The sequence below is a fragment of the Scytonema hankhaensis NUACC26 genome (genome assembly GCF_045865695.1).
Taxonomy (GTDB): Bacteria; Cyanobacteriota; Cyanobacteriia; order Cyanobacteriales; family Nostocaceae; genus Scytonema.
Window position 1 is genome coordinate 46,145 of the sequence record NZ_BAACAP010000244.1, and the last position, 13,976, is coordinate 60,120.

The window sequence follows — 13,976 nt, forward strand, 5'->3', positions numbered from 1 at the left end:
AATGTGGGTGGAAAGCATTACTCTCTCGAACATTAAGTGCTTTCGAGAAGAAAAAATATTCTTTACTCATAAGCAAGCCACGGGTCAGAGAGCAAAACCTTATTCTTGGATTACTTTACTGGGTGAGAATGGAGTTGGAAAAAGTACATTATTGCAAGCACTTGCACTGCTTTTAGCAGGTCCTGAAGCTGCGAAAGAACTTCTCCCACGTCCTACTGGTTGGGTTCGCGACCCCTCGATCCCTGGGAAATTAAGCGCTGTTTTACACAAAGAAGAAATTGATGCAGGTAGTTTTGGGGAAGATAAAAGGAGGCAAACATTTGCCTATTCTTACTTTGTGACTGGTGGAATACCTGTCCAAGTAGGGAAAGAAAAGGAAACCTACACTGAACCCGTACTGATTGAAGAACCTTCCAAAATCCTGAGTTGGCTGCGAACAAATGCTTTTGCTTCAGACAGTAAAGGGTGGTTTTCTGTCGGTTATGGAGCTTTTCGCCGATTGACAAGAGTTAGCCAAGTCTTGATACCTAGTTTAGAACCAGCAAAACGTTCTAGCAATTTCATCACTCAATTTGATGAAGATAGCGCTTTAAGCTCTTTTGAAAGATGGATGGTTTATTTAGAATTTCGTATTGCTAAAAATTCGAGTGATACTAGAGCGCAACAAATGCGAGAAGTAGGGGAAAAAGTTATCGAAAAGCTACTTCCTGGAGATGCAAAAATTGCTGAAGTTACTGCTGATGGTTTGATTCAATTCATAGTCAACGAGCAAAAAGTTTCAACTATTAATTTATCTGATGGCTTTCGTAGCGTTATAGCCTTAGCAGGAGATTTAATCTGGCGCTTACTTCAAGCTTTTCCCGATTTGGAAGATCCAACCCAGGCGTCTGGTGTAGTCTTAATAGACGAGTTAGATATTCATTTACACCCATCATGGCAAAGACAAATTGCTGGTTGGCTGCGACAGGTTTTTCCCCGACTCCAATTTATTGTTGCTACTCATAGTCCTTTGGTAGCTGCGGGAGGAGGAGACGATGCCCTAACATTGCGCTTAGAATTGGTAGACGGTGAACTTGAGGTTAAACAAGTTCAAGATATATCAGCATACGATTCTGATTATATTCTAAGAAGCCCTGCTTTTGGTTTAGAATCCACTTATTCACCAGAAACTCAAGAAAAAATAAATCGTTATCACGAACTTAGTAATAAAATAGACAATCTAATGGAGCAAGAACGTAGGGAGTACGAGCACTTAAGACGATTCATGAAAGAAGCACAACCTATTGGTGGTTCTCCCGAACCTGGTAGTTTAGAAGCTCGAACTAGAGCTTTTTTGGAGGCAAATTTGCCTTGATTCCTGTATCTCGACCTCAACAACCATCAGTGGTTTTAAAACGAAATGCAGCAAAATGGTTAGCTAATTTACAGACAGCCATAGCTCATTTACAGACTGTTAAGGCTAATCCTTCTGCCACAAAAGACGAAATAGCTAAGGCTGTAAAGAATGTTGAAAATGCTACGAATAAGTATAGACACAAAGAAATTAAAGACTTACTAGAGCAGATATTTCATGGTAAATGTGCTTACTGTGAAAGTAAAGTGACAACTACAGGATATGGGGATATCGAACACTTTTGCCCAAAAGGAAATTCACGATGCATTCATTTGACATTTGAGTGGAGTAATCTCTTACTTTCATGCGAGAGATGCAATGATGCAGGTCACAAAGGTACACAATTCCCACTCGCTCCCAGTGGCAAACCTTTGTTAATAGATCCAACCGATGGTGTTACAGATATTAATAAACATCTGAAATTTTCCTGGGATGATGTAGATGGTGCAACAGTCGTCGGTCTTGATGCACGAGGAAAAGCGGTTGAGCAAATCTTCGACCTGAATTCTATTTGCGGTACTAGAAAAGAACTAATAAAGCACCGTACTAATTACGTTCGACAAACACTTAGCGTGCTAAAAATTGCTCTGGAAACTGGTAACTCTCAAGCAATAGCATTGCTTCTAGAACATTGCCAGCCAAGTTCTGAATACAGTGCTTTTGCTCGTATTCATGTTCTCCCTTTCCTTGCTCACCATTTTCAGATTCCAGAAGCGATGGTGCTTTTAAAAGAATTCAGCAAGCAAAGTCCAGAGTATGCAACTTTTGTTCGTATTGACCAATTTCCTGAGTAAGGAGGTTTTAGATATCCATTGTCTGGGTTGAGATGTTGGTAAGGGATTTCGTAACACGTGAGGAGTAAATAGACACATTGTAGGGGCGCAATGCTTTGCGCCCCTAGGGTCTGTGCTTCCTGGTTTCCATTAGTTCGACTTCCGAAGAAGTTCAAAGTTTAATTTGACTAGCTAGAGAGTTAATAACTTACTCGTTTCCATTAGTTCGACTTCCGAAGAAGTTCAAAGGGGGAAACTGATCGGCCAACCTACGAAGAAAAGGCGTTTCCATTAGTTCGACTTCCGAAGAAGTTCAAAGAATAGTGGTGTTAAGCAGCGCAAGTGGCTGATCAAAGTTTCCATTAGTTCGACTTCCGAAGAAGTTCAAAGGCTTCCTGCCATTATGTAAAAAAGTGGAGTTGGAGAGTTTCCATTAGTTCGACTTCCGAAGAAGTTCAAAGTAATTTTTCTTCTGGTGGAAGCTACATCATGCCAGTTTCCATTAGTTCGACTTCCGAAGAAGTTCAAAGGAGAACCGTCAGGGAATATCCAATGATATCTCCGTTTCCATTAGTTCGACTTCCGAAGAAGTTCAAAGAGGTTTTGGCTTCGGCTTAGCGAGCTGCTCCTTCGTTTCCATTAGTTCGACTTCCGAAGAAGTTCAAAGTGTTTTCTTTTCTACCTCTCAAAGAGGTTGCATTGCAGGCGTTTCCATTAGTTCGACTTCCGAAGAAGTTCAAAGATTTTTCCCAGGACGAAGAATTTTTGAAAGGCCAAAAAGTTTCCATTAGTTCGACTTCCGAAGAAGTTCAAAGTAAATTAGTTGTCCAAAAAGTAGTCTCTGACTACCTCGCGTTTCCATTAGTTCGACTTCCGAAGAAGTTCAAAGTTTGGTTTTTTAGTTGGATTTTCGGGATTAACGCTAGTTTCCATTAGTTCGACTTCCGAAGAAGTTCAAAGGTCTCTTCAAATGGAGTAGACAAGGTTTACTCTGGAACAGAGTTTCCATTAGTTCGACTTCCGAAGAAGTTCAAAGAGTTGTTTTTTTGATAACTGTTAATTAACTGTTAATGTTTCCATTAGTTCGACTTCCGAAGAAGTTCAAAGAATCTAGATCAATATGTAAAGTCCATGCAAAAAAGTTTCCATTAGTTCGACTTCCGAAGAAGTTCAAAGAATGGTCTCCTTTGGTGAGCAAAAAGCAGATAACTTAAAGTTTCCATTAGTTCGACTTCCGAAGAAGTTCAAAGTTATCCTGAAATCAAAGATGCAAAGCAGATTTCGGGTTTCCATTAGTTCGACTTCCGAAGAAGTTCAAAGTGCCTTAACCCAAGGCACAAATAAGTGGAACAGTGTTTCCATTAGTTCGACTTCCGAAGAAGTTCAAAGTTGAATTTGTCGGAAACGTAACTGTTCCTCAAATAAAGTTTCCATTAGTTCGACTTCCGAAGAAGTTCAAAGTCTTCGGGAAATCATTTCCCAAGTCGATTCTTCTAGCAGTTTCCATTAGTTCGACTTCCGAAGAAGTTCAAAGAGATGGAACTGCCCATAGCGGTGTAAACTACGACAAAGTTTCCATTAGTTCGACTTCCGAAGAAGTTCAAAGTTTAACGGAGTCAGACTAGAAGCGCTCGAACCAGTTGTTTCCATTAGTTCGACTTCCGAAGAAGTTCAAAGCTTCTTGTTCCGAGTATTATTTTGGCTTAGTAATTGTTTCCATTAGTTCGACTTCCGAAGAAGTTCAAAGAAGTTTCTTTCGATATTTCGTTAGATCAGTCTGATTGTTTCCATTAGTTCGACTTCCGAAGAAGTTCAAAGACCATAAGTAGGAAGATCTCATATTCTCATATTCTCGTTTCCATTAGTTCGACTTCCGAAGAAGTTCAAAGTTTTTCTATCTCTTCTAGTCCTGATAAAAAAAATTCAGGTTTCCATTAGTTCGACTTCCGAAGAAGTTCAAAGTTTCTTTAGCTTTCGTATCAAGAATGAAACGAAGGTTTCCATTAGTTCGACTTCCGAAGAAGTTCAAAGGCTAGACTTGTGAAAGCCTTACCCTGACTGAATTATAAACCTCATTATCTGAGGGGGTCAAGTTTTCAGCCAAATTATTAGCAATTCTTCTCAATAAACTCATAACCAACCACCTTCAAACCCTTATTCAGCAAGTTATCTGAGGGGGTCAACGATAGAATGAGGCTTTCAGCCATTGCTTGACCCCCTCAGATACTTATCAATGACACGGTTTTGATAAGATATACTAATATAATTCCTTAGATCTAGAGACTATATACTGTAAACGGCTAACAACTGTTCTTTTTCGGAATGGTTTTATAGCATTTGTAGGGGCGCAATGCCTTGCGTCCCTACGATTATTGACAATTGTTGGAAAGTCAGTTTCTAAACCGTTTTTAGTATAACTCAATACGGTTCAGTTAAGGATAATTGTAGGTTGGGTAGAGCAATAACGTTACCCAAGGGAGCCGCGAGAATGTTGGGTTTCGTTCCTCAACCCAACCTACCCAAAATTATAACTTCCAAATCATTGGTCGATACATCTCAACTTCACCCATCAAACAAGCGACATACTCCCTTACCTGCAATTCCAAACATCTCCGGAAATTTACCTGATTTCCTGTATGGGGGTGGGTTATCTCTGATTGTAACTTTTCTTCCCAATGTTTGAGAAATTTTTTGAGCGAATGCGGTTGGAGGTAGACTCCATTTTTTTCGTCGGGTGGTGTAAACTCTTCTATTGTAAAAATGTTGGAGTTAATCAAATAAGCTACCAGCGAATCGACTAACTGCGCCCGAAATTCTTCCATCAAATCGCTCACTAAAGCTGGATGATTATCACGGGGTAAGTGAAGATTACCAAAATGAGTGTGTAAACCTACTGCTTGTACAAACGAGAAGACATTCTGACTCAATAACGTATATCCCAAACTCAACAAACTGTTAATGGGGTCAGTTGGCGGACGTTTTGTACGCTTATCAAAAGCAAACGCTCCTGTAAATAAAGAACCTAAAGCTTGAAAGTATAAGGTGGCTGCTTTCCCTTCATATCCCCGCAGTGCATCCATTGAATCAGCTTGCGATAAATTATCCATCAACTCAGCAATTAAATCGATCGCAGAAGCTGCTATTTTTGACGGACGACGACGGTTTAATTTGAGAAGTAAAGCGCGGGAATTATGCAATTTTGCGGAGACAATATTCTCTGCTTGCTTTCTGGTAAACTCAGGGTCTTGCGAACAGAGTACCTGACGCATTAAATATTCAACTTTTGCATTGCCTTCGGTTTGCAGTCTACCAAAATAACGCCCTCTTTGCGATAGGTACATAATTGGAATCCGTCGCTGTAATGCACAAGAAACGGCTCCATGGGATACATTACAACAACCAAATAAAACAATGTTGCTGACACGGTTGACCGGAACCTTTATCCGCAACTCTCTTTGATAAAAAACTTGAAACTGCTGATTTTGTATGCTCAAGTAAGCGCCTTGGTCGGTAACGTATAATGTAGACATAGAATCCTGCCAAATATGAGAGATTGGTGCTTTGGGTAAATTGCTGGGTTTGCTAATATCGCAAGCCTTTGGGGGACGAGATTCAAACTTGAGTTTGCGTTCTTTGGGACGGAAGTAAGGGTAACCAGATTCGTTTGTTACCCATTCCCCTTCGCGTTCAACTTGTCGTGGTGGCGGTGCGTAAACTTCGCCTTTGACAAACCGGTAACCCAGGAAAGTAAACTCATCGCTTGGAGCAAAAATTTGTGTTTTCTCTGGCTGGAGATATAAATAAAGTTCTCCCAGCCAAGTTGTTACTTTGTCTAACGTGCGGTTAGCTTCCAACCAACTGCTAGATGCGATCGCAAAATCATCTCCGTACCGTACCAAATTAATTCCGTGACTGAGACATTTTTTATCAAATTCAGTCAGGTATAAATTGGCTAACGCTCCAGATAGGACACCGCCTTGTAACACTCCCTTACCTGGATAAACAGGTTTTCCCGCAATGACAATTCCCGATCTCAGTTGTCCCTCTATTAATTGCACTACAATTGGTTCAAGTTGTAATTCCTCCAATGCACTTAACAACAAAGCCCAACAGAGATTGTCAAAAAAGTCCGCGATATCAGCCTTGATAATCCACTTTGGTTGGAACTTGTAGTAGGAATATAAATGCTGTACCGCCTGTTGAATATTCCTTCCGGGACGATAGGCATAACTACACTCTAGAAAAGTATCTTCTAAGGGAAAATACAGTTCTTCAAGTAGCAGACGCTGCACAATTCTGTCCCGAACGGTAGGAATACCAATCAAACGTTTACCACCGTTTTTTTTGGATACATAAAATCCTTGTGCAGGGCTGGCGTGGTATGATTCTTGTAGTACTTGACGGAGAATCACCTGCAACTCGGAGTTAACAGATGCCGCAAACAAGTCTACGGTAGTTCCATCCACGCCAGCATTACGACTCCCTGCACGGACTTGAGACCATGCAAAAAGTAGATGTTCTAGAGTGAACATAATTGGGTAAAAAGTAAAAAGTGACAAGAATACCAACCCAGGTGCTAGGCTTACACCCGCCTGGGGACTAAGGAAAAAACCTTATATATTTATCATTGCAGGTGCGTATATGAGTTCGTATATAAGTTCTTGACTGATTTATATGAGTTCGTATATGACTTAAGAAGAGCAAGCAGATTTTGGGTAAGTTTATGGCAAAGCGTTCCCTTATCGCATCACCAGAAGGTATCAAACGAGCCAGACAAGCCCTCACGCGCCAGAGACTGACACAATCAGCTTTAGCTGAAGAGTTTATGCTTGCATCATGGTCAACTGTGAGTAGATTCTTCAATGGTAAGCCCATTGACCGCTATACGTTTATCAATATTTGCGAAAGACTGGATTTAGATTGGCAAGACATCGCCGCGCCATTTCTCGCTGATGAGGAGGAAAGTGGAAAAGAAGGGGAGATATCATCTGAACTTGCAGCTGTAAAACGTTATTCACAACGTGCTAGAGCAGGTCTTGACCCATATATTCTACCTCGGATTCGCCGCGAAATCTTGTTACAAAAATGCGTAACAGCCATTCAACGCGGAGTGAAGGAAAACAAACGCCGCGTTATCCCTATCCTGGGCGCAGCTGGATATGGTAAAAGCACGATTCTTGGTAGTATTTACGACGAGCTGGAGAAAGCGGAAACTGCTTGGGTGGCTTTGGTAAGGTGTAGCGATCTTATTGAGACTGTTGACACTTTTGCTGTTGAACTTGGCGAAAAAATCAGTGGTGTTAGGCAATCTGTTGTAGAAATAGCTCATAGGTTAACCGCCCAGCATGGTAAAGGCGTACTGCTTATTGATACTTTGGATTTAATTTTGGAGAAGAAATTAGTCCCAGTGCTACGCAGTGTTTTGTTGCAGTTATTGGAGAACGGGACGACTGTTGTCTTTACCTGTCGCGAGTCTGACTATAGAGATTTCCTTGAACCCCATCACGAAAGCTTTGCAGGTTTTACCGATAGTATAGAGCGATGTCTCATCCCTGAGTTTAACAATGATGAAGTTAAAGAAGCGGCGAGAGCCTTTTATCAAAAGGAATTTGGTGTTGAGACACCAGAAGTGTCTGTAAACTTCGCCCAAAAGATTATCGCACTCTCTACAGACAATAAATCTCTAGCAGATATCACTCGCAATCCGTTGTTACTCGCCTTGATGTGCAAGTTATTTGGCGAAGATGGTAACGTTCCAGAAGACTTGACTGTTAGTCAACTCTATCAAAAGTACTGGGATATGCGAATTGCCACAAGCCGCAAACAACACCCAGACCGCCGCATCGGAATGGTGAAAAAAAATCTCTGTTTGGCGATCGCAGAAGCTATGTACAATTCTTCCGATGAACGTCTGCGTGATTTTGTCTACGAAAATCAACTGCAACTCAATGAAACGGAATTTCTGGCTTATGAGGAGCTTCAAAGCGATGGAATTTTACAAGAGTTGGGTGCAGATAGGGTGAGTTTCTTTCACCAAACCTTTTTAGAGTATGCGATCGCACGCTGGTTTGAATCAACTCCCAAGGGAGAGCAAGAGAAACATCATCTATTGAACCACTTGACGCAACCTGAAAACGCCTACATAAAACACTATATATGGCCTGTTGTCCGTCAACTGCTAAATCTTGTCAACTTTGCTGAATTTTACCGCATTGCTGACACCTTAGAGAAAGAAAAACTTTTACCATTTCGTACAGTTGCTTTTGCATCGGTTTCCCGCACCGAACCTGAAAGTTCCAACATCCTGTTGCAACTACTCCAAAACGCTCTCCTGCAGGGTGACGCTTACCAAGATATACTGCTTGTTGCAGCTTCTAGCGCACCTAACCGCCATATTCAAAACGTGTGGACGCTGCTTTTAGAAATCATGAACAAAGCCGGAATGACATCAGCCTCTAAAGCAGCAGATATCGCCGGAGAGTTACTGACTCGCATGAAAACTTCTACGGAAAATCCTGTGGAACAAGCAATCTTGGCTGTTAGCGATCGCCAAGCCGCCTCAAAGCGCGAACGAGAACAAAATTCTGTTAATATCTTTGGTAAGTTGGTAACTTCTTACTCGAAGACACCCAAAACTTGGGGAAATGGAATAGATGTTCAAGTATTAAATTCTCTGAAAGAGCACTATTTTGGGTTTGGTAGTTACACTCGTTCGGTAGTTATTCAACTGTATCTCACTCCTGGAGTTCCTATTGAATTACAGCAGGAATTTCTCTTTCATATCATTCAACGGCGAATAACGGAGCAAGAAAGTGAGAAAGAAAAAGCCATTGAGTTATTAGAACATTTGCTACCCAGTTTAATTCAATTAAAAACTTCGGTCTTTGGCTCTTCCTTTTTAGAAGCACTCAATGCATCCTTAGCTTCTGGTTGGGACTTAGTTCAAGCAACCGCAGTCGGTTATCGAGCGGTAACAGATTTGGAATTAGTAAAGATATTAATCCATGAGTTATTACAAGAAAATGTCCCTGAAAGCGACAAAGAGAAACTTCGCCGTTATCTCATCGCCCTTAGCGAGGCTATCAAACATGGAGCAGGAAATTCTCTTGTATCAAGTTTACTTGATTTACCAATTATTCAGATAAGTCAGAATCAACTATCTCTTATATTATCATTAATAGCTAGAATGACAAATCAAGCCCAAAATCGCAAGCCTATCTCAGAAGAATTAACCTTAAATTTGGCAAACTGGATTATGCCAATAGCTAATATTTTTCCTACAGAAGTTATCCCAATTATAGATTATTTATCTTCTTTAGAAGTTCAGCTAAAACCATCGCTGGAAGAACTTTTAGAACAAAACATTCCCCATCTCGATGGACAACAGTTAAACTTAGTTATCAAACGGTTACAAAATCTTCCTCCATTGCTAGAGTCTTATCTTATTTCAACCAAGAAGTCTAAAGAATCCAGACTAGCATTAGTCAGATTGTACAAGCAGCAGGTAGAAAATGTACAATCTAAAGCGGCGATCGCATCACTTCTTGGTTTATGTCTGGATGATAGCCGTGAAATAGCATTAGATGCTAGTAAAGCTATCCTCCAGCTTGTAGAACAAAAACATGAATTTAAAGCATCAGACTTCATCTCTACTATTGCTAATAGTAAGATTTTAGGAGTACGCCAAAACTGCTTAAAAGCATTAATTCAAGTTGTGGAATCTGGTGGAGAGACGACAGAATCAGATATTTTAGAGATTTGCCAAATTTTGAAAGAGGAAAATGTGCCAGAACTTGTACAACCGTTTTATAGTTTAGCGATCGCATGGATTGAACGAAATGACTCTATTACAGATGAGTTAGCTGAATTTATTTTTCATTTTACCAATCGTCTGATTAGCTCCAAACAAGACAAAACAATTCATAACGGTATTGCTAATTCTGCGTTTATAGCATTAAAAAGTATTGCTAATTTAGAATATGCTCATCTTAATATGCAGTTGGGTTTGTGTACTAGAAATTTACTGCGTTGTACAAATGTTATCAAGGTAAATAATGGATTTCTTATTGGATTGCTTGACAAACTGACTAAGTTTGACCCTGATTTTCTCACTTGTATAGTTAGAGAAGATTGTGTGACAGAAACCGATATTTTACCAAGTGCAAATATTTGTGCGGTAACAGTGTCAATTTTATACACTCAAGGAAAATACTCACCTTTACTAGATGAAATGTTAAACAATGATAGGATTCCTCAAGAAGTCAAGAATCTCATTATTAGAGAACGAGAAGGGTGACATAATTTGTAATTAAGAGATGATTTAGTAGGTTGGGTTGAGGAACGAAACCCAACATTTCATCAAATTATTGGGTGTCATTTCGTTCTAGCCAAACCACATAATACAGTTGACAATTTAAGATTTACTGTATAAATGACCTCTAAAAATTTCGGAATTACGAATTAATAATTTATTCATTAAGAGCGCAATAATTCATAATTGAAAATTTTTTCTCTACGAACTCTGCGCCTCTGCGGTTAAATAAATTATTTTTAAACCTCAGAGACGCAGAGGACACAGAGGGAAGAGGTGAGAGACCGGGTTTTTAAGTATAATTAAATACTATATAAAAAACCACGTAAGTAGAGTTTCATACACATTCTTGCGTTCGCGAAGCGCAAGCTGTACCCAGATCATCGTACCCACCGACTCCTCAAAAGCTAGCGATTGTAGCACTCAGTTCAATATTTGTCACCCAATTGGTGTCAAATGAGACCAATTTACTCAGAGGCTGTCTAAATGTATGTCATCGAACTATTTCTATGTAACTCTACATACAGAAGACTTCTGTAAATATGGCGATCGGAGTTAAAGATGAGCGACCCACAAACAGAATTTGATAGTCCTTGGAAAGACATACTACAAATATATTTTGAAGACTTCATGCGCTTCTTTTTCCCTCAAGCTCATGGAGAGGTGGATTGGACGCACGCACCAGAGTTCTTAGACAAAGAACTACAGCAAGTCATGCGGGATGCAAAACTGGGGCGGCGATTGGCGGATAAACTGGTGAAAATTTACCTGAAAACAGGAAAAGAAGTTTGGGTACTTGTACACATTGAAATCCAAAGTCAAGAGGAAAGCGACTTTGCTCAACGAATGTTTATCTATAACTACCGCATCTATGACTGTTACAAGTGCTCGGTGGCTTCGTTGGCGGTTCTGGGAGATGAACGCAGTAATTGGCGACCGAATCAATTTGGTTATCAGTTATTTGGTTGTGAAGTCGGCTTTAGATTTCCGATAGTAAAATTGTTAGACTATCAATCGAGGTGGTCAGAACTAGAAGCCAGCCGCAATCCCTTTGCAGTGGTAGTGATGACTCACTTGAAAGCTCAACAAACCCGTAGCGATCGCACAAAAAGGCTTCAGTCGAAGCTAGAGTTGACTAAACGACTATACGAGTTGGGCTTCAGTCGGGAAGATATCATTAACTTATTCAAGTTAATCGATTGGATTATGAGCCTACCTGAAGAATTAGAGCAAGAATTTTGGCAGGAATTTCGGAATTTTGAGGAGTCTAAAAGTATGCCGTATATTACGAGTGTCGAACGATTGGGGATTAAAAAAGGTAAACAGGAGGGACTACTTGAAGGTATATCCTTAGGTTTGAAACTCAAATTTGGTGAAGCAGGTCAAACTTTATTACCAGAAATCGAAGCAATCCAAGACGTGAGTTTATTAAAAACAATTCTCAAAGCGTTGGAATCAGTCTCTACACTAGAGGAGTTGCGTCAAATTTATCAGACTCACAACTGATAGTTGGTAGTTACGAGCATAGTATGGTGCAAAGCGCAAAGCCTAACGCACCATATAAAAACTACAAATTAGATTCAGAAGCATTCAGCAAGCAAAGCCCAGATTGTGCAACTTTTGTTCTTGTTGACCAATTGCCTTCATGCTCATATCTCGACCTAAACAACCGCTAATCAGCATATACTTTAAATAACCCAAAAAATAAATTTTGCATATGCTAGAGACTCAACTTTCCCTCTCCGAACAAATACAAAATGCGCTTGACGAAATTTCTCAACGTATCGGTCAACCTGTGAATGAATTGATTCATGAAGCAATAAAGATATTTGTTAGCGAGAATCAACAAAAAAAACGCCGTGATTTAATGCAGAAAGCACGAGGTATTTGGGCAGATAGAGAAGATTTAAATAGTAGAGAAAATCTCAGAAAAGAATGGGAACGTTTGTGATATAACCCAGACAATTTTTATGAGAAAAAAATTATTAATTGATACTAATGTTTTAATTGATTATTTGCGCGGACAACCTCAAGCTATTCAATATTTAGAAAGTTTAACTGAATCTCTACTAGTTTCTTCAATTACAATATCAATAAGCTAGCTATCAGGAGATAAAAAATGTCAACAGTTAAAGTTGAAGTGCAGCTCTTCTCAGGAGATTTGCTAAAAGCTGTAGAACAATTGAGCCAAGCTGATTTGGAGCAATTTGTATTTCAAGTCATGACGCTACAAGCACAACGCAAAGCTAGAAATTTACCTCAACTAGAAGCAGAATTATTGATAAAAATAAATCAAGGTATGCCCTCAGATCTTCAGAGGCTTTACAATGAATTAATCGCTAAACGTGAAGCAGAGACTTTAACAGTTGAGGAGCATCAAAATTTATTGCAGTTAACTGAACAAGTAGAAAAACTGCAAGCACAACGTATAGAATCTTTGGCAGAGTTGGCGCGTATTCGTGGTATTTCGCTAACTGTACTAATGACAAATTTGGGAATTAAAACATCAGAATCTGTCTGAAAACAGAGTGACATCCCAACAAAAAAAGGCGGTTGCTGAACGGGCTTGCGGTTGCTGCGAGTATTGCCGAAGTCAACTACGTTTTGCTATTCAACCGTTTTCTATCGAACATATAATTCCCAAAAGCCAAGGTGGAGAAACTACACTGAATAATTTAGCTTTTTCTTGTCAAGGGTGCAACAATCACAAATATAATAAGACTGAAGGTTACGATCCAATAAGTGGTGACAAGGTAGCGCTTTATCATCCACGCCAACAAAAATGGAACCATCATTTCGTTTGGAACAATGATTTTACTATACTTATTGGGTTGACTCCTACTGGACGGGCGACAGTAGAAACTTTGCAATTAAATCGAGAAGGTGTAGTTAATTTGCGAAGCGTACTCTATGCGATGGGAGAACATCCACCCTTAGATCTGAATGATTAGGTATCTTGAATCTCTCGTTGTAGTACTAGGTAAGGAGGTTTTAAATATCCATTATCTGAGTTGAGATGTTGGTCAGGGATTTCGTAACTTAGGAGTAATTTGCGAGTCAATAGACCATATTGTAGGGACGCAATGCCTTGCGTCCTTACAGTTTGTGCTGACAATAAATGAAAAATGAAAAACACTGGTTTCCATTAGTTCAACTTCCGAAGAAGTTCAAAGAAATTATTAGTGTGACGGAGTGGTCCTCCTCCTTGTTTCCATTAGTTCAACTTCCGAAGAAGTTCAAAGTCCCTATCCTACCACTATTCTACAAGAGATAGTGGCAATGTTTCCATTAGTTCAACTTCCGAAGAAGTTCAAAGATCTGTTTCTGTCCCTTACAGAGCTGAATAAGGGTGAGGTGGTTTCCATTAGTTCAACTTCCGAAGAAGTTCAAAGTTCGACAACGAGAAGGCATTCAAAGGGCCATTTGTCGGTTTCCATTAGTTCAACTTCCGAAGAAGTTCAAAGAGAGTGTATTTTGGTGTCGAAGACCTCACACCATA

The 13,976-nt window shown here is 39.8% G+C and carries 9 protein-coding genes and 2 CRISPR repeat arrays (1 of these 11 cut by a window edge); of the genes, 7 read left to right on the plus strand and 2 right to left on the minus strand.

From position 1 onward, the window contains the following. Position 1 precedes the first annotated feature (1 nt). Together ACKTT2_RS42510 and ACKTT2_RS42515 are read left to right on the plus strand one after the other, a co-directional pair. Positions 2-1,354, plus strand: a complete 1,353-nt coding sequence (locus tag ACKTT2_RS42510; RefSeq protein WP_407897945.1) for an AAA family ATPase — start codon at positions 2-4, stop codon at positions 1,352-1,354. Next, the gene (locus ACKTT2_RS42515; RefSeq protein ID WP_407897947.1) at positions 1,351-2,187 is read left to right on the plus strand and encodes a hypothetical protein; all 837 of its coding nucleotides are present in this window, start codon (positions 1,351-1,353) and stop codon (positions 2,185-2,187) included. The genes ACKTT2_RS42510 and ACKTT2_RS42515 overlap by 4 nt, the downstream gene beginning before the upstream one ends. Positions 2,188-2,309: 122 nt before the next feature. Further along, a CRISPR array of direct repeats spans positions 2,310-4,197; the repeat unit is 35 nt; unit sequence GTTTCCATTAGTTCGACTTCCGAAGAAGTTCAAAG. Between the two features lie 494 nt (positions 4,198-4,691). Here the strand turns inward: ACKTT2_RS42515 and cas1 are convergent. Then, positions 4,692-6,698 carry a CRISPR-associated endonuclease Cas1 gene (cas1, locus tag ACKTT2_RS42520; protein ID WP_407897950.1) on the minus strand — a complete coding sequence of 669 codons (2,007 nt, stop codon included), beginning with the start codon at positions 6,696-6,698 and terminating at the stop codon, positions 4,692-4,694. Between the two features lie 191 nt (positions 6,699-6,889). On the opposite strand from cas1, the gene ACKTT2_RS42525 reads away from it, so the two are divergent. The 5 genes from ACKTT2_RS42525 to ACKTT2_RS42545 all read left to right on the plus strand — a co-directional run bounded on the left by ACKTT2_RS42525 (position 6,890) and on the right by ACKTT2_RS42545 (position 13,428). Continuing rightward, positions 6,890-10,462: an NACHT domain-containing protein gene (locus ACKTT2_RS42525; RefSeq protein ID WP_407897952.1), complete on the plus strand. Its 3,573-nt coding sequence runs from the start codon at positions 6,890-6,892 to the stop codon at positions 10,460-10,462. Positions 10,463-11,038: 576 nt separating this feature from the next. Next, complete coding sequence (locus tag ACKTT2_RS42530; protein ID WP_407897954.1) at positions 11,039-11,983, plus strand: RpnC/YadD family protein; 945 nt, start codon at positions 11,039-11,041, stop codon at positions 11,981-11,983. A gap of 211 nt (positions 11,984-12,194) precedes the next feature. After that, entirely contained in the window at positions 12,195-12,428 is a 234-nt protein-coding gene (locus tag ACKTT2_RS42535; RefSeq protein ID WP_407897956.1) for a hypothetical protein, read from the plus strand. 168 nt (positions 12,429-12,596) lie between these two features. Then, the gene (locus ACKTT2_RS42540; RefSeq protein WP_407897958.1) at positions 12,597-12,998 is read left to right on the plus strand and encodes an STAS/SEC14 domain-containing protein; all 402 of its coding nucleotides are present in this window, start codon (positions 12,597-12,599) and stop codon (positions 12,996-12,998) included. A gap of 7 nt (positions 12,999-13,005) precedes the next feature. After that, the gene (locus tag ACKTT2_RS42545; protein WP_407897960.1) at positions 13,006-13,428 is read left to right on the plus strand and encodes an HNH endonuclease; all 423 of its coding nucleotides are present in this window, start codon (positions 13,006-13,008) and stop codon (positions 13,426-13,428) included. Here the strand turns inward: ACKTT2_RS42545 and ACKTT2_RS42550 are convergent. Then, positions 13,425-13,613, minus strand: coding sequence for a hypothetical protein (locus ACKTT2_RS42550; protein ID WP_407897962.1), 189 nt, complete (start codon positions 13,611-13,613; stop codon positions 13,425-13,427). The genes ACKTT2_RS42545 and ACKTT2_RS42550 overlap by 4 nt on opposite strands. Positions 13,614-13,615: 2 nt before the next feature. Then, positions 13,616-13,976: direct repeats of the CRISPR family, unit length 35 nt; unit sequence GTTTCCATTAGTTCAACTTCCGAAGAAGTTCAAAG; it runs 545 nt beyond the window's last position.

What these genes read in the sequence shown, in the direction of transcription:
- ACKTT2_RS42510 (WP_407897945.1), top strand. Translation starts at nt 2, where the DNA reads ATGTGGGTGGAAAGCATTACTCTCTCGAACATTAAGTGCTTTCGAGAA.
- cas1 (WP_407897950.1), bottom strand. Translation starts at nt 6,698, where the DNA reads ATGTTCACTCTAGAACATCTACTTTTTGCATGGTCTCAAGTCCGTGCA.
- ACKTT2_RS42540 (WP_407897958.1), top strand. Translation starts at nt 12,597, where the DNA reads ATGTCAACAGTTAAAGTTGAAGTGCAGCTCTTCTCAGGAGATTTGCTA.
- ACKTT2_RS42530 (WP_407897954.1), top strand. Translation starts at nt 11,039, where the DNA reads ATGAGCGACCCACAAACAGAATTTGATAGTCCTTGGAAAGACATACTA.
- ACKTT2_RS42535 (WP_407897956.1), top strand. Translation starts at nt 12,195, where the DNA reads ATGCTAGAGACTCAACTTTCCCTCTCCGAACAAATACAAAATGCGCTT.
- ACKTT2_RS42525 (WP_407897952.1), top strand. Translation starts at nt 6,890, where the DNA reads ATGGCAAAGCGTTCCCTTATCGCATCACCAGAAGGTATCAAACGAGCC.